This window comes from Paenibacillus sp. FSL R5-0527 (assembly GCF_038008055.1).
In the GTDB taxonomy this organism is placed as follows: Bacteria; Bacillota; Bacilli; order Paenibacillales; family Paenibacillaceae; genus Fontibacillus; species Fontibacillus macerans.
The window spans coordinates 3069233-3084611 of sequence record NZ_JBBOYI010000001.1 but is presented as its reverse complement, the minus strand read 5'-3'; the positions used below and the strand labels follow the sequence as shown (position 1 = coordinate 3084611).

The following is a 15379-nucleotide window of genomic DNA, read 5'->3' as shown; positions in this document are numbered from 1 at the left end:
GCATCGCCCTCTACCACGCCGGAATTTTATAACTCAACTTTCGCAGAGCAAAAATCAGCTTGAGTCCTTGAGCTGAAGGTATTCAAAGATTTAAGATACGCGGACAGAAGAGATGCCTGGCTCAACCTTATAATCCTTGCTTGCCTTGCCAGTCAAGTCAAAAACCGATCGTGGCAAGAAACGCGGAAGGGCGCCCGAAAGCTTGAGGATAGGGAAGTGGGGTGGGCGGCAGATCAACACTCCCTATCCGGAGACTTTGCACGATCATCCCCTTTGATCAGGTAGCAGAGAGAAAGACAAGCTCAAGAGAAAAAATATTTGGTGGAGAAGCAGATAGGTTCGAGATAATTTAGACGGGCATAGGCCATAGGAGAAGAAATTAGGTTTCAAGGAGGTGAAACAGACCGGACCAGAGATTAAGACAGGAGATCAGGACAGGAGATCAAGGACCCATTAAGTTGATCTGCATCAAGCTCCCCCCATATTTTCAAGCACCACGATCAGGCCGCAACCGCAAGGGGCTGATTCGGTTGGCGCACGATTAGCCGGGGGTAAGGAAGCACCGGCACCGCCACACACATCTGCAGCAGCTTCTGCCGCATCGTTTCTTCCGCTCCGGGCAGTCCTCCGGACAGGCGCAGCCGGTGGCGTACGGTGTATTCGTTCAGGTACGCCTGCAGATGCTTCAGTCCCAAGGCTCCATACGTACTCTTCAGCGATTCCCACGCCTCTCTCACCACTTTCCGCAAGGGAGTGTACAGCCGAAAGGCCTGAGGGAAGGACTGCACCGTCGATGTACGGACATCCACATGCCCGCCAATAAACGCGGTTAGATCGTGACGGTCTGCCCTTTTTTCGCCTCCCCGTTTATACGGCACCAGGCGGATTTTGACCTGCTCCGGCTCACCCGACTCCGTGACCGTGCAGCCGGCTACGACCGCCGAGGCGTACGGATGCGAAAGCTGACACCGGGACGGATTACGCCCATACTGATCGCTGTTCACCTTCACATCTCCGGAGAGCAGCTCCCGGGCATCGAACTCCCCGGCGGCATGGCGTATTTTGTGCAACATGGACCAGGCGGTCTTGTAGGTGACCCGGATCACCTTGCTCAGCCGCAGCGCCGAGATGCCGCCCTCCAGCAGGAACAAATCCAGGGCCTCGAACCACTTGAGCAAGGGCAGATGCGTTCCTTCAAATATCGTGCCGACCAAAGGCGATGTTTGATGCTTGCACTTTCCGCACTCGAACAAAGGGATATGCCGAGAAGTTAGACGGCTGCACCGGGTGTGAGCACAGCGCGGGCAGACAAAGCCGTTTGGCCACTTCATCGCGATCAGCGCCTCCATGCAGTCCTGCTCGCTGTTAAAACGGCTGCTGAATGGCTGATGTTCCGTTCCCGTATTGATCTCCATGTTTACTCGCCCCCGAATCAAGGATATACGAACATAAGTTCCATTTATTTCATTATACCAAACGTACGTTCCCTTATCAAGCCAAAAATCTCATCTGAACCGCCTCATTTTTTCCTCATCTTTTTTGTTTTTTTTCATCTCTCTTTTTTTGGAACCCTTGCTCTAGCCCCCACCCCCCGCTCCCTGAAAGAAAGGGATAACCGTGCAAAGGCAGGCAGCAGGCAGGAACACCAAGAATTTAATAATCTTAAGGGGAAAAAACCGAGCCAGAGAAGGCAGTCTCCCCTGGCTCGGTTTTTTAAACCAACCGGTTTATCCAAACCGGCCGGAAATATAATCATCCGTCCGTTTTTCCGACGGATTCGTAAAGATCTTGCTGGTGTCGTCATATTCGACCAGTTCCCCCATGAGGAAAAACGCGGTTTTTTCCGATACCCGCGCAGCCTGATGCATGTTGTGGGTTACGATAATAATGCAGTATTCGCGTTTTAATTCGGCGATCAGTTCCTCGATTTTGGCGCTCGAAATCGGATCCAGCGCGGATGCCGGTTCGTCCATCAAAATGATGCTCGGATTAACGGCGATCGAACGGGCGATGCAAAGCCGCTGCTGCTGGCCGCCGGACAACGCGAGCGCCGAGCTGTGCAGCCGGTCCTTCGTCTCGTTCCAGAGCGCGGCTTTGGTGAGCGACTCCTCTACGATCCGATCCAGCTTTTTCTTGTCGCGAATCCCGTGGTAACGCGGTCCAAAAGCGATATTTTCATAAATCGATTTGTGAAACGGGTTCGGCTTCTGCCATACCATGCCGATCTTTTGCCGCAGCAGCACGACGTCGGTTTTCGGATCGTTGATATTGTCGTCCCCGATCCAGATGTCCCCGGTGATCCGCGCGCCGGAAATCAAATCGTTCATCCGGTTCAAGCTGCGCAGGAACGTCGATTTCCCGCAGCCGGACGGGCCGATTAACGCTGTCACCTGCCGTGAGGCGAAGTCGAGCGAGATTTCTTTCACGGCCTGCTTTTCTCCGTAAAACACGCTCAAGTTTTTGGTGGATAATGCGGTATTTTGCACCTCGGAGCCCTCCTATTTCGTAGCCGTAAATTTCTTGTACATCAGGCGGCCGACCCAACGTGCGAGCAGGTTGAACAGAAGCACCGTGATGATAAGCACGGCCGAAGCGCCTGCGGCGATTTCGGGAGCGTCCGGAGCCAGCCCTTCGGAATTGATCTTCCAGATGTGGACGGCCAGCGTCTCCGCCGGGCGAAACGGGTTCAGCGGCGACGTCGGACTGAGCGGATTCCAGTTCCCGAAATCGAGTCTCGGGCTGCTCATGCCGGCCGTAAACAGCAGCGCCGCCGCTTCGCCAAACACGCGGCCCGCGGCCAGAATTGTCCCGGTCAAGATCACCGGCATCGCGATCGGCAGCATAATCGAACTGATCGTTTTCCATTTGGACAAGCCCAGTGCCAGGCTCGCTTCCTTCTGCGCCTGCGGCACGCTGGCCATGCCCTGTTCGGTAATCCGCACCATCAGCGGCAGGTTGAACACGGTTAACGCCAGCGCCCCGGAGAACAGGGAGAAGCCGAAGCCAAACACATTAACGATCACGAGCAGACCGAACAAGCCGACGACAATCGACGGAAAAGAGGACAGCACCTCAACGATCAGCCGGATAAAAGACGTCAGTTTGCCCGGTTTCGCATATTCGCTCATATAGATGCCCGCCCCGAGTCCAAGCGGAATCGTGATAATCAGCGTCAGAACAAGCAGGAACAAGGAATTGAACAATTGCGGACCGATCCCCCCGCCCGCCTTGATCGTTTCCGGCGGAGAGGTCAGAAAATCAAAGCTGATGTGCCCGAGCCCGCGGACCAAAATAAATCCGAGCAGCCCGGCCATGATCAGCACAATAACGCCTGCCAGCGTAACAATAACGGCCGTGGCGATTTTATCTGCGGTTTTTGCACTCATCGTTTTGCTCTCCTTTCCAGCCCACGCACGATAAAGACGAAGACGAAGGTCATCAGCATCAAAATCAAGGCAAGCGTCCACAGCACGTTGTTCTGTGTCGTTCCCATGGCCGTATTGCCCATGCTGAGCGTGATGACGCTGGTCAGCGTGGAGGTGGATTCAAACAGCGAGCGCGGAATGTGCGGCGCGTTCCCGATGACCATCTGTACGGCGAGCGCTTCCCCGAAGGCCCGGGCCATCCCCAGCACGACCCCGGTGAGCAGCGACGGCATCGTCGTCGGCAGGACGGTCCGCCACAACGTTTGCCACCGCGTGGCCCCAAGTGCATAAGAACCTTCTTTCAATCCGGGAGGTAGAGCGGTGATCGCATCCGTGGCGATGGACGTAATCGTCGGCAAAATCATTATCGACAATACCGTCGCCCCCGCAAAAATGCCAAGGCCCTGTCCGGGAAAAATATCCCGGTAAAACGGAACGATTACGCTCAGGCCGACAAAACCGTAAACGACCGAAGGAATCCCGGCCAACAGCTCGATTACCGGCAGCAGAAATTTTTTGCCGAATTTAGGCATAATTTCGACCATGAACAGGGCTGCGCAGATGCTAAGCGGCGCCGCGATGATGGCTGCCAGGATCGAAGTGCTGAACGATCCCAAAATGAATGGGAGCGCTCCGAACACCGGAGGAACTCCGTCCGGTCTCCACTCGGTGCTTCCGAAAATTTGGCCGATCGAAATCCCGTCCTGAAAAAAGGTGCTTAAACCTCTGGTTGAGACAAAATACACCATCGAAAATATCGTCACAACCAGCAGCACGATGCAAAATGACGTAAATATTTTACCGGTCCATTCCTCTATAATGTGCGGCTGTACTTTTTTGTTTCCGCCGGATTGAGCCATGAAACCTCTCCCTTTACACAGCACAGAAAGAGGCAGAAATGTCCGCCTCTTCTCTCTGCCGATATGATGTTATCGAATATAGTGTTGTTTATTTGGTAATGTTGCCGTCCACATCGCGTTTAACTTGCATTTTGCTGATCGGGATATAGCCGAGTTCCTCAACATCGCCGTTATCGCCTTGTACTTCAGGGGAAACCATAAAGTCCAGGAACGCCTTAACGACTTCGTTCGGCTCGCCCTTCGTGTACATATGCTCGTAAGCCCATACCGGATAAGTGCCGTTAGCCACATTGTCCACCGTTGCTTCCACGCCTTCGTATTTCACAGCTTTTACGGTTTCATCCAGGTAGGAAAGCGCAAGATAACCGATGGCTCCCGGCGTTTCGCCGACAAGCTTCTTAACCGTACCGGAGGAATCCTCTTGGATCGAACCTTGCAGATCTTCCGTCTTCGTGCCAAGCGCGTATTTCTCAAAGGTTGCGCGCGTACCGGAGCTCGAAGGACGGTTTACGATTTGAATCTTTTGATCCGGGCCGCCCAGGTCTTTCCAGTTCGTTACTTTACCCGTAAAAATTTGCACCAGTTGATCTTTCGTAAGGTTGTCGACCGTTACATCCGGATTCACTACAGCGGCCATAGCGACAACCGCTACTTGGTGGTCAACCAGTTCGGAAGCTTGAGCGGCTTCCAGCTTCTCTTCAGCGAACACGTCGGAGTTGCCGATGTCAGCCTGTCCGCCGGAAACTTGCGTCAGCCCCGTGCCGCTGCCTCCGCCTTGAACCTGAATGGATACGTTCGGATTTTGCTCCATGAATTTTTTCGAAACTTGATCTACCAGCGGTTGAAGCGCCGAGGAACCTACTGACAGGACCGAACCGGACAAATCCGAAGTCGCCTTGTTCCCGCCATTGTTTGCCGCTGCCTCGCTCGTCGCACCTCCATTACCGCCTTCAGCACCCGAGGTGTTAGTTTTCGCGTTGCCGCCCTGACCGCAAGCAGCCAAAGTCAAGCTTAATACCAAAGTCAAAACCATAAGCATACTCTTTTTCATTGTCTCAGGTTTCCCCCTTATTTGTTTTACAACCTGATTATAGGCGGCGAAGATCAATCCCGTGTTTTCGTAATGTAAACTTTGTGTAAAATGAACCTGGCGGTTACCCCTTAATTTCGACAATGGCAAACAAAAATAAACACTCCCTTAATTGAATACAGGGAGTGTTTATTCAAATCCGGCTATTCGAGTTCTCTCGTATTTTTGGACAACAGCCCGGTCAGTTCCTTCATAAACATATTGATATCTTTAAACTGGCGGTACACCGAAGCAAAACGGACGTAAGCTACTTCGTCCACGGGGTATAGCTGCTCCATCACCAATTCGCCGATCTCGCGGCTTTCCACTTCGGCATTGGCCGAATGGCGCATGGACCGCTCCACCTCGGACACGATGCTTTCCAGCCGCTCCACGGAAACGGGGCGTTTCTCGCAAGCCCGGATCAGCCCGCGCAGCATTTTCTCGCGGCTGAACTCCTCGCGGCTTCCATCCTTCTTGATGACGATCAGCGGCATTTCTTCCACCATTTCAAAGGTCGTAAAGCGCCGGCTGCATTTCTCGCATTCCCGCCGGCGGCGGATCGACCTGTTTTCGTTGGCCGGCCTCGAATCCAGCACCTTTGTCCCCAAATAATCGCAATACGGACATTTCAACGCAAGTTCCCTCCTTTCCAAAAAATGCAATTTACATTAATGCCAATAAATAACTTCAAAAAAAAGTAATGAAGTTGATAGTCCCGGCACATAATACTGTTACCAACCACAAGGAGGTGAACATCATGGCACAAAATAATAACTCTTCGAACGACCTGGTGGTTAGACAAGCTTCCGGAGCATTGGATCAACTGAAATATGAAATCGCTCAGGAACTTGGCATCTCTTTCCCACAAGACGGATATGCTGGTAACCTGACTTCTTACGAAAACGGTTCGATCGGTGGTTTCATTACGAAACGCTTGGTTACCATCGCTGAGCAACAGCTGGCTGGCCAAGCTGGCCAAACCGGCCAATTCAGATAAGCCGATCACTCCGAAGCATTGACAGGCGAATTGACGCCCGTCAGTGCTTCTTTATTATATACGAGCGATCAAAACTCGTCGTAAATGTCGGAATACTGTTTATAGTAATGCGTTACCCGCTGCACATAATGGCGGGTTTCGCCAAATGGAATGTTTTTGGACGTTTCCAGTCGGCCGTCCCATTTCCCGCTTTTGATCCAGTTTTTGACATTGGTCGGCCCGGCGTTGTAAGCGGCGATCATCGCAATCGCATTCCCGTCAAACTGCTCCGACAGCGACTTTAAATACCAAGTCCCGATTTCGATGTTGGTCCCGATCTCATTTTGCACCTGATCGAGCGACGTATCGGGCAAGCCCGCCTTCGCAATGACCCAATTCGCGGTGTCCGGCATGATTTGCATAACCCCTAAAGCTCCCTTTTTGGACTGGGCTCCGGACTTGTAATTGGTTTCCACTTTTATAATGGCCGCCACGATAAACGGATCGATGCCGTTGTTTTTCGCGTGATAACGAATTTCTTCTTTATAATAAATCGGATAAAACAACGAGAGCCAAGCGGAATTAAAAAAGATCAGAACAATAAACCCCAGGAATAACAAAAGCAGCACTCTTTTTTTGCGCAGCCACCTCATAGCATTCCCTGATCCCGCCAAAACTCGTCAATCTGACGTTCCGTCTCATCCAGTCCACGGCTGTTGTCAATCAAGATATCCGCCCTTTCTTTTTTTAGTTCGATATCCATTTGCGCATTCAGCCTGCGTTCCGCCTCATTCCGGCTTAGGCCGTCCCGCTCCATCAATCTGGCCAGCTGCAGATCCCGCGGCACGTAGACTACCATAATCCGTTCGTACAACCGCTCCAGTCCCGATTCGTACAGCAGCGGGATATCCGCGACGACAAGGCGGCGGGGAGCTGCGGCTTCAAGCGCGTCCAGGCGCTGTTTCATTTCGGCGCGAATCGCCGGATGCGTCAGGTTTTCCAGCGCTTTTCGCCGCTCGGGGTCCGCGAACACGATTTCGCCCAGCTTTTTGCGGTCGAGCGTCCCGTCCGGGTGCAGCACGGTTTGTCCGAAGCGCTTCGCTACCGCGGCCAGTACCGGATGCCCGGGCTCCATGATTTCCCTGGCGATGACGTCCGCGTCGATCAGGGCGGCTCCCCTCTGAACCAGCATGCGGGATACCGTGCTTTTGCCGGTGGCGATGCCGCCGGTCAGGCCGATGTTCATCCTTTCAACACCTCACTGTTTTCGCTTACGCGGGAAGCGGGCCGTTCGGGTTTAACTTTGCTTTGCTCGCGGCCGGGGCGGTATGGCTTTTGGCATTTGGGGCAAAAATGGGTTCCCCGGCCGCCAACGACCGTTTTTTCCACCGGATGCCCGCATTCGAGACAAGCCTCGCCGGTTCGTCCGTAGATGCGCAAGGCATGCTGGAACATGCCCATCTCCCCTTGACCGTTCACATACGATTTAATCGAGGAGCCGCCGGCGTTCACCGCTTCGTTCAGCGTGGCCACAATCGCCTCGTGCAAACGGTCAAGCTTAAGGCCGCTAAGCTTGTCCGCCGGATGCTCCGGATGGATGCCGGCCCGGAACAAGGCTTCATCCACATAAATATTCCCCAAACCGACAACATATTCCTGGTTCAGCAGCGCGGGTTTGATTTTCGTCTTCCGCCGCGACATCAGCTGCCGGAACACCTCCGGCGTAAAGGAAGGGTCCAGCGGTTCCAGTCCCAGTTTGGCCAAAGGCTGGTTCGTAAATTCCTCCCCCGGCGGAAACAAATGCATCGTGCCGAACTGCCTTACATCCTTATACCTCAGCTCCGTGCCGTCCGTAAATTTGAAAATCACGTGCGTGTGCTTTTCGACAGGCTCACCCTCGCCATACAATCCGTATCTGCCTTCCATACGCAAATGGGAAACGAGCACAAGCCCGTCCATCACGATCCGCAAAAACTTGCCCCTGCGGCCGATTTCCACGATTTTATGGCCGGCAAGCTCCGTCTCAAACCGCTGTATATCGTCCGGCCGCTGGATGATTCGCGGCAGGGACACCTTGACGGAGCGGATCGTTTTCCCCACGATCAATTCGGTCAGCGTTCTTCTGACCGTTTCCACTTCCGGCAATTCCGGCATACCAAGTCACCTCTTAACTCGTTCTACTTCGCTTCGTACCAGTTGACCCCGCTGCTGACCTCCGCCTTCAGCGGCACGGACAGCTTGATCGCGTTCTCCATCGTTTCCGGCACGAGCTTCTTCATGATGTCCAGCTCCTCCGGAGGAACTTCGAATACCAATTCGTCATGCACCTGCAGCAGCATCCGGCTCTTCAGGCCGTGCTCGTACAGGGCTTTGTCCATTTTCACCATCGCCAGCTTGATGATATCCGCCGCCGTTCCCTGGATTGGCGTATTCATCGCGGTGCGTTCGGCGAACGAACGCAAATTGAAGTTCGACGCGTTGATTTCCGGCAAATAACGCCGCCGTTCCAGCAAAGTTTTAACGTAACCGTCGCGTTTGGCGTCTTTGACGATGTCGTCCATATACCGGCGAACGCCCTGGAACGCGTCAAAATATTGCTCGATAAAGCGGGCCGCTTCCTTCCGCGTAATGTTCAGGTTCTGGGATAATCCGTAATCGCTGATCCCGTACACGATGCCGAAGTTGACCGCCTTCGCCGAACGGCGCATATTGGCGTCCACCTCGTCCGGCCCGACGCCAAAGACGTCCATCGCCGTCTTTGTGTGGATGTCCATATCGTGCAGGAAGGCCTCCTGCAGTCCCTTGTCGCCGGAAATATGGGCCAGGACGCGAAGCTCGATCTGGGAGTAGTCGGCGGCGAGAATAAACCACCCTTCCTCCGAAGGAACGAACACTTTGCGGATTTTGCGGCCTTCTTCCAGGCGGATCGGAATATTTTGCAGGTTCGGATATTGGCTGCTTAAGCGTCCGGTGGCGGCGACCGTCTGCCGGAAATACGTGTGCACCTTGCCCGTCCGCGGCATGATTTCCTTCAGCAACCCTTCCACATAGGTGGACTGCAGCTTGGCCAGCTGGCGGTATTCCAGAATAAACTGAACGATCTCGTGATATGGCGCCAGCTTCTCCAGCACCTCCGCGTCGGTGGAATAACCTGTTTTGGTCTTTTTGATGACCGGCAGCCCCAGTTTATCGAACAGAATTTCTCCTAATTGTTTAGGTGAATTCAGGTTGAATTCCTGCCCGGCGATTTCATAAATTCGCGCCACCAGCTTGTTGATCTGCGCTTCGAACTCGACTCCGAGCTCTTTCAGATCTTCCCGGTTGACGGCTACGCCCTGCTTCTCCATATCGGCGAGAATCCGCGACAGCGGCATCTCCAGGTCGTAGAACAGCCCGTGCATCTCGTATTTCTCCAGATCGGCGCGCTGGAGCGGAACGATGCGCAGCAGGGCGTCCCCTTTGCGGGCCAAATGCCGGCCGAGCGTCTCGGGATCGGGCACCTTGAATTTCGCGCCTTTGCCGTATACGTCTTCATCCGCAGGCATGTGCGGAAGCCCGTATTTTGCGGCCAGCCCGCTGATCGTCTGATCGTTTTCCGTCGGATCGAGCAAGTAAGCGGCAAGCTGGACGTCATGCTCGGCCCCGGCAAAAGCGATCCCCTGCCAAAACAAGGCGAGGTCGGCGCGGTGCAAATCGTACCCCCGTTTGGGTGCGTTTTCGTCCGCCAGCCAGGACAGCACGTCCGCCGCTTCCTCCCGCTTCAACAATTCAAAGGGCAGGAAGAAATGCCGCTTCGGCGTCGACAGCAGCAGTCCCATCAGCGTGGCATGGTGCGGATTATCCCCGTAAGATTCGATGATGATCCCTTCGACTTCCGCAAGCTGCGCGGATACTTCCGGCAAGGTGTCGGCGTCCACCATCGTCACGCTGACGTCCTCCGCCGCCTGCGCCGCATCCCCATCCGCCGCGGCGTTCCCGCCCGCTCCCGCGGTAAAGGACAAGCGCTCCAGCAAAGATTTGAATTCCAGCTTGCGCAGCATCGGCACCGCTTTGTCCTCTTCGATGCCGGAGAACTTCATATCCTCCCAGGACCGCTCCACCGGCACCTCGCGGAAAATCGTCGCCAGCTGCTTGCTCAGCCGCGCATCCTCGGCATGGTTCACGAGATTTTCCTTCATTTTGCCCTTGAGCTCATCGGTATGGGCCAAGACTTCCTCCACGGAGCCGAATTGATGCAGCAGCTTCAGCGCCGTCTTCTCCCCGATGCCCGGCACGCCCGGGATATTGTCGGACGCATCGCCCATCAGCCCCTTCAGGTCGATGATCTGCAGCGGCTTAAGCCCATAGCGCTCCTCGATTTCCTTCGGCCCGTAAGGCTCCACTTCGCTAACGCCCTTGCGCGTTAGCGCCACCTTGACCCGGTCCGTGACCACCTGCAGCATGTCCTTGTCGCCGGTGACGACAAGCACTTCGCGGCCCGAATCCTCGGCCTGCTTGCTGATCGTGCCGATGATGTCGTCGGCTTCGTACCCGGGGATTTCAAACCAGGAGATGCCGAAGCTTTCCAGCAGATCCCGCATCAGCGGGAACTGTTCCGACAGCTCCGGAGGCGTCTTGTCGCGCCCGCCTTTATACTCCTGGTAGCCTTCGTGGCGAAACGTCGTTTTGCCCGCATCAAACGCCACAAGTATATGGGTCGGCTGCTCCTCCTGAATGAGCCGGAGCAGCATATTGGTAAAACCGTAAACGGCATTCGTATGCAGCCCGCCGGAGTTCGTCAGCGGCGGCATCGCAAAAAATGCCCGGTAAATAATGCTGTTGCCATCTATAAGGATCAATTTATCCATACGACACCTCGTCCCGAGTGTTTTGTTCCTGTTACCTATGATAACACAGCGCGCCCCCGGTTAACACCGCGATGCCCCGCAAATAGCGCAAAAACGATAAAACCGGCAGCGGCCTGCATCTTATGCAAGCAACTGCCGGTTGAACAACCGGTATATAACGTGTTCTTGGTAGAATCTTACTGATTCAGGTCCGGGCGGTGGCCGGTGACGAGATACACCGCGCTTTCCCCGATGTTCGTGGCATGGTCGGCAATCCGCTCGATATACCGCCCGACCAAGGTAAGCAGCATCGCCTGCTGCAGGGAATCCGGATTTTCGATCATGAACGTATACAGCTCCTGAATCATCTGGCTGTACAGATGATCGACCTCGTCGTCGTCCTTGGCCATCTTATAGGCCAGATCCGTATTTTCGTCCAAGTAAGACTGCAGCGACTCCCGCAGCATCAGAATGACCAGGTCCGACATTTTCGGGATATCGATCAGCGGTTTGATCAGCTTCTGGCCTTCCAGGCGCATCGTCACCTTCGCGATATCGACAGCCAAATCGCCCATCCGTTCAAGATCGCTGGAAATTCTGAACGCGACGATAATCCGCCGCAGGTCCTTGGCCACCGGCTGCTGCGTCACAATCAGCCGCGAGCCGATTTCCATCACCTGCTCTTCCATCTGGTTCAGCTCGATATCGCGCTCGACGATTTGTTTGGCTTTCTGCGAATCCATGGTCCGCAGGGCTTCGATAGCTTCCGCAAGCCCTTGTTCGACATGCTCGCCCATCTGCCCGAGCAATTGCCGTAGTTCCTCCAGGTTCTGATCGAATTCTTTTCTTTGAATCATTCAGCAGCAGCCTCCTTGTTATCCGAAACGACCGGAAATATAATCTTCTGTGCGCGAATCCTGCGGGGTGGAAAACAGCTTCTGCGTATCGTCGGCCTCTACGATTTCCCCGTTCAGGAAAAAGACGGTCCGGCCGGAAATTCGCGCCGCCTGGTGCATGTTATGCGTGACCATCACGATCGTATACCTGTCTTTGAGCTGCTGGACCAACTCTTCGATTTTCAAAGTGGAAATCGGGTCCAGCGCCGAAGTCGCTTCGTCCATCAGCAGAATGTCAGGCTGCACCGCGATCGCCCGCGCAATGCAAAGCCGCTGCTGCTGCCCGCCCGACAGGCTGAGCGCCGAGCGCTTGAGGAAATCCTTCACCTCGTCCCAAAGAACGGCCTGGCGCAGGCTTTGCTCCACAATTTCGTCGAGGGCGGCCTTGTTTTTGATCCCGTGCAGGCGAGGACCGTAAGCCACGTTATCGTAAATCGATTTCGGGAACGGGTTGGGCTGTTGAAACACCATCCCCACCCGTTTTCGCAGCTCCTCCACTTCCACCTCATCGCCGTAGATATCGTCCCCCGCGATTTCCACGGAACCTTCAATCCGCGTGCCGGGAATCATGTCGTTCATCCGGTTCAACGTGCGCAGCAGCGTCGACTTGCCGCAGCCGGACGGTCCGATGAAGGCGGTAATCGTTCGCTCGGGGATATCCAAAGAAACGTCCTTTAACGCATGAAATTGCTCATAGTATAAGTTTAAATGCTGAATCCGGATCGCGATTTCCATGTCAAATCTCCTTAGTTAAAATAGCGCACACTTATAAACTCGAAGCACGCACCCGCGTCAAAACGAAAGTCCGTGCTAGAAGCAGCCTTGGCTTATATCACTTGCATGTATAGTTCTATTATGATCAAATACTTATCTATTTTAGCTTCTTTATGTAAAAGAAAATGAATCAAAATGTAAACGCAATGTAAAATATGTTTAAGTTCGTGTTCAAAAAGTCGGCTTTTCAGCACCGAGAAGGTTGGATGAAGCCAGGGACGTCAGGAGCGGAGCGTACGTTTTGGGTACGTGAGCACCTCAAATGTTTCCGCAGGAAACATGCTTCGAAAGCATCCGTTTGGCCCGGCTGAATTCAAGATTCGACGTCGAAACCACTTCATGAGCTGCTTCGTGATCAAAAGATGGCTTTTTGAACAACCTCTTTAAGCGTTCGTAAATTGGTCCAGCTCCCGCAGCACAGTTTCCGTTCTTCGCGCAGCGACATCCGCGGCATCGCGCATCTCCCGCTCCCTGGCCTCCACCGACCGGACCGACCGGACCAAGGCTTCGAACGTTGCGTCCGCTTTGCCCACCCGCCTATGGCCGGCTTCCATCTCCGCGGCCGTCAGGCCGGACGTCGTAGCCGCTTGCTGCACATGACGGTTGACGATATCCAGCGTTTCCCCGATATCCCCCGACAATTTTTGCGTCTGCAGGGCGAGCTTGCGGATTTCGCTTGCAACGACGGCAAAACCGCGTCCATGTTCTCCGGCGTGCGCCGCTTCGATCGAAGCGTTAAGCGCCAGGATCCCGCTCAGATTAGCCAACTCCTGAATGCTGGCGGTGATCGACGAAATTTGCTGCGTCCGTTCAAGCAGCTCCGCCATTTGCGCGGCCTGGCTGCGGGACGTCACCAGCACTCTGTCGAAGGAGGCCTTCACTTCTTCGAGTTCGGCCCGGCCCGTTTCGGCTTGTCCGCTCATTAGTTCCGACTCCCGCAAGCTGCGTCCGGCCGAATCGGACACCTGCCTAACCGAACGTTCGATATCTTTGATCAACGAACGGCTTTCGCGAACGACTTCTCCCCGGATTTGGTCCGCTTCCCGCTGCAGATCACGCGACATCCGCATGAGATCCTGTACCGTCAGGATGCCGTAAAAACGCCCGTTTTCGCTAATAATCATACTGTCGTAAAATTGGGCGTCCTCCCGGTTTAACGCCGCATCCACCACATCGCTGGCCGGAGTCAGCAAATCGCATACGAGCGGATGCTCGTCGGCAAAACCGGACGCCGGACGATCGTAGAACAAATCGGCCGCAAAACGCCCGGCCAAAAATCGGTAAAACCGGTCCCGCATCAAAATCCCCAGCGGTTTGTTACTTTCATCACAAAGGACGATGCATGAAAGATCGGATTCGCGCTGGAACCGCCGCAGCACGCTGCGGCAGGACTCCTCCCGCCCGATGACCGGCACGCTTCGGCAGTACATGCGCACATCCACCTCGGCTTTCTCCCGCTCAGGCGCAACCGCCACCCCCGTTTCCGGTTCCCCGGCTATGGTTTGAACCGGCTCCGTACGTTCCAATTCCGCTACCGTCTGTGCTCCCACACGAACAACTCCCCTCAGATTGGTGCGTATTCATTAAAAAAGCATAACCGGAAACTGTTTCCTTAATGTTTGCGGCATTTTGACCGTATGTAAAAAAACGTCCATCATCTTGCTTAAGTGATGGGCGTTTTTTTCTTGTTTACGACCAGCTTATATCCGACGCCGCGAATGGAATCGATATGCACCGATTGGGGATCGAGCTCCAGCTTTTTGCGCAGCGAACTGACATGAACGTCCACCGTACGCTGACCTCCGATGTAATCGAAGCCCCAGACCGCGTTCATCAGATCGTCTCGGGTCATCACGACTCCCGGTTTGCGCGCCAGGTACAGCAGCACCTCAAATTCCTTCGGCCTTAGCGTAATGGCTTCCCCGTTTAAAGTAACCTCATATTTCTCGGGGAAGATGGTCAATGCCCCCAGCGAAATCTGGGAGTTGTCCGGCACCGCGGATTCCCGCTCCTCCTGGCCGTTCGCTCTGCGGAGGACCGCCGCCACCCGGGCCAACAATTCGGCAACGCCAAAAGGTTTGGTAATATAATCGTCAGCGCCCGATTTGAGGCCCTGCACGACTTCTTCCTCCGCATTTTTGGCGGTCAGAATAATTACCGGAGTCGTCACGCCTTCGCTTCTCAGCTTGGACATGATTTCAAACCCGTTCATGCCCGGAAGCATCAAATCCAGCAATATCAGGTCAAACTTCTGTTTGAGCGCCGTCTCGTATCCGGTCTGCCCATGATCTTCCACGACAACCTCATAGCCTTCGTTGGTAAGATTGTAAGACAGCAGCCTGGATAACGTCGGTTCATCTTCGATAACCAATAGACGTTGCGTCATAGAACCCCCTCATCTCTACATGTGATGATGACAAGCCCAGCATATCACGGGAATGTTAACGCGGTGTAAAAAATATAAAAATGGGTAAAATCGGCTCTGTATAAGTTGAACTAATGATGTACGCGATAGGGGCAGCCGTGAGAAATGTTCCTACGATCGCTGTT

Annotated in this window: 15 protein-coding genes; 1 reads left to right on the top strand and 14 read right to left on the bottom strand. The window is 54.3% G+C overall.

Annotated elements, in window-relative coordinates; genetic code table 11:
* Nucleotides 1–500: 500 nt before the first annotated feature.
* From NYE69_RS13640 to nrdR, 6 genes are all read right to left on the bottom strand, one after another.
* Entirely contained in the window at nucleotides 501–1415 is a 915-nt protein-coding gene (locus NYE69_RS13640) for an IS1595 family transposase (RefSeq protein ID WP_340926594.1), read from the bottom strand.
* A gap of 312 nt (nucleotides 1416–1727) precedes the next feature.
* Nucleotides 1728–2486, bottom strand: a complete 759-nt coding sequence (gene pstB, locus NYE69_RS13635; RefSeq protein ID WP_328271667.1) for a phosphate ABC transporter ATP-binding protein PstB — start codon at nucleotides 2484–2486, stop codon at nucleotides 1728–1730.
* Nucleotides 2487–2498: 12 nt separating this feature from the next.
* Nucleotides 2499–3386 (bottom strand): phosphate ABC transporter permease PstA, encoded by an 888-nt coding sequence (gene pstA, locus NYE69_RS13630; RefSeq protein WP_326045161.1) that lies wholly within the window; start codon nucleotides 3384–3386, stop codon nucleotides 2499–2501.
* A complete protein-coding gene (gene pstC, locus NYE69_RS13625) occupies nucleotides 3383–4285 on the bottom strand; it encodes a phosphate ABC transporter permease subunit PstC (protein WP_326045160.1) in 903 nt (300 codons plus the stop codon). Before pstC ends, pstA begins: the two co-directional genes overlap by 4 nt.
* A gap of 88 nt (nucleotides 4286–4373) precedes the next feature.
* The gene (locus tag NYE69_RS13620; protein ID WP_340926593.1) at nucleotides 4374–5336 is read right to left on the bottom strand and encodes a phosphate ABC transporter substrate-binding protein; all 963 of its coding nucleotides are present in this window, start codon (nucleotides 5334–5336) and stop codon (nucleotides 4374–4376) included.
* A 182-nt stretch (nucleotides 5337–5518) separates the two neighbouring features.
* Nucleotides 5519–5989, bottom strand: coding sequence for a transcriptional regulator NrdR (gene nrdR / locus NYE69_RS13615; RefSeq protein WP_328271666.1), 471 nt, complete (start codon nucleotides 5987–5989; stop codon nucleotides 5519–5521).
* Between the two features lie 125 nt (nucleotides 5990–6114).
* Here nrdR and NYE69_RS13610 point away from each other — a divergent pair, with 125 nt between their 5' ends.
* Nucleotides 6115–6354 (top strand): alpha/beta-type small acid-soluble spore protein, encoded by a 240-nt coding sequence (locus tag NYE69_RS13610; RefSeq protein ID WP_326045158.1) that lies wholly within the window; start codon nucleotides 6115–6117, stop codon nucleotides 6352–6354.
* 68 nt (nucleotides 6355–6422) lie between these two features.
* On the opposite strand, the gene NYE69_RS13605 is transcribed toward NYE69_RS13610, so the two are convergent.
* The 8 genes from NYE69_RS13605 to NYE69_RS13570 all read right to left on the bottom strand — a co-directional run bounded on the left by NYE69_RS13605 (nucleotide 6423) and on the right by NYE69_RS13570 (nucleotide 15215).
* The gene (locus NYE69_RS13605; protein WP_340926592.1) at nucleotides 6423–6986 is read right to left on the bottom strand and encodes a lytic transglycosylase domain-containing protein; all 564 of its coding nucleotides are present in this window, start codon (nucleotides 6984–6986) and stop codon (nucleotides 6423–6425) included.
* Complete coding sequence (coaE, locus tag NYE69_RS13600; RefSeq protein WP_340926591.1) at nucleotides 6983–7579, bottom strand: dephospho-CoA kinase; 597 nt, start codon at nucleotides 7577–7579, stop codon at nucleotides 6983–6985. The genes NYE69_RS13605 and coaE overlap by 4 nt, the downstream gene beginning before the upstream one ends.
* A complete protein-coding gene (mutM, locus tag NYE69_RS13595) occupies nucleotides 7576–8487 on the bottom strand; it encodes a DNA-formamidopyrimidine glycosylase (RefSeq protein WP_340926590.1) in 912 nt (303 codons plus the stop codon). Before mutM ends, coaE begins: the two co-directional genes overlap by 4 nt.
* Nucleotides 8488–8510: 23 nt before the next feature.
* Nucleotides 8511–11180 (bottom strand): DNA polymerase I, encoded by a 2670-nt coding sequence (gene polA, locus NYE69_RS13590; protein WP_340926589.1) that lies wholly within the window; start codon nucleotides 11178–11180, stop codon nucleotides 8511–8513.
* A gap of 176 nt (nucleotides 11181–11356) precedes the next feature.
* Nucleotides 11357–12016, bottom strand: coding sequence for a phosphate signaling complex protein PhoU (gene phoU / locus NYE69_RS13585; protein ID WP_328271662.1), 660 nt, complete (start codon nucleotides 12014–12016; stop codon nucleotides 11357–11359).
* Between the two features lie 18 nt (nucleotides 12017–12034).
* Complete coding sequence (pstB, locus tag NYE69_RS13580) at nucleotides 12035–12790, bottom strand: phosphate ABC transporter ATP-binding protein PstB (RefSeq protein ID WP_340926588.1); 756 nt, start codon at nucleotides 12788–12790, stop codon at nucleotides 12035–12037.
* A 422-nt stretch (nucleotides 12791–13212) separates the two neighbouring features.
* Nucleotides 13213–14379: a methyl-accepting chemotaxis protein gene (locus NYE69_RS13575; protein ID WP_328271661.1), complete on the bottom strand. Its 1167-nt coding sequence runs from the start codon at nucleotides 14377–14379 to the stop codon at nucleotides 13213–13215.
* A gap of 113 nt (nucleotides 14380–14492) precedes the next feature.
* Entirely contained in the window at nucleotides 14493–15215 is a 723-nt protein-coding gene (locus tag NYE69_RS13570) for a response regulator transcription factor (protein ID WP_328271660.1), read from the bottom strand.
* Nucleotides 15216–15379 lie beyond the last annotated feature (164 nt).

Bases quoted from the DNA above. Each gene is read 5' to 3' on its own strand.
- pstC (WP_326045160.1), bottom strand. From the start codon at position 4,285: ATGGCTCAATCCGGCGGAAACAAAAAAGTACAGCCGCACATTATAGAG.
- pstB (WP_340926588.1), bottom strand. From the start codon at position 12,790: ATGGAAATCGCGATCCGGATTCAGCATTTAAACTTATACTATGAGCAA.
- NYE69_RS13570 (WP_328271660.1), bottom strand. From the start codon at position 15,215: ATGACGCAACGTCTATTGGTTATCGAAGATGAACCGACGTTATCCAGG.
- NYE69_RS13610 (WP_326045158.1), top strand. From the start codon at position 6,115: ATGGCACAAAATAATAACTCTTCGAACGACCTGGTGGTTAGACAAGCT.
- phoU (WP_328271662.1), bottom strand. From the start codon at position 12,016: ATGATTCAAAGAAAAGAATTCGATCAGAACCTGGAGGAACTACGGCAA.
- mutM (WP_340926590.1), bottom strand. From the start codon at position 8,487: ATGCCGGAATTGCCGGAAGTGGAAACGGTCAGAAGAACGCTGACCGAA.
- NYE69_RS13620 (WP_340926593.1), bottom strand. From the start codon at position 5,336: ATGAAAAAGAGTATGCTTATGGTTTTGACTTTGGTATTAAGCTTGACT.
- pstA (WP_326045161.1), bottom strand. From the start codon at position 3,386: ATGAGTGCAAAAACCGCAGATAAAATCGCCACGGCCGTTATTGTTACG.
- NYE69_RS13605 (WP_340926592.1), bottom strand. From the start codon at position 6,986: ATGAGGTGGCTGCGCAAAAAAAGAGTGCTGCTTTTGTTATTCCTGGGG.
- NYE69_RS13640 (WP_340926594.1), bottom strand. From the start codon at position 1,415: ATGGAGATCAATACGGGAACGGAACATCAGCCATTCAGCAGCCGTTTT.
- coaE (WP_340926591.1), bottom strand. From the start codon at position 7,579: ATGAACATCGGCCTGACCGGCGGCATCGCCACCGGCAAAAGCACGGTA.
- polA (WP_340926589.1), bottom strand. From the start codon at position 11,180: ATGGATAAATTGATCCTTATAGATGGCAACAGCATTATTTACCGGGCA.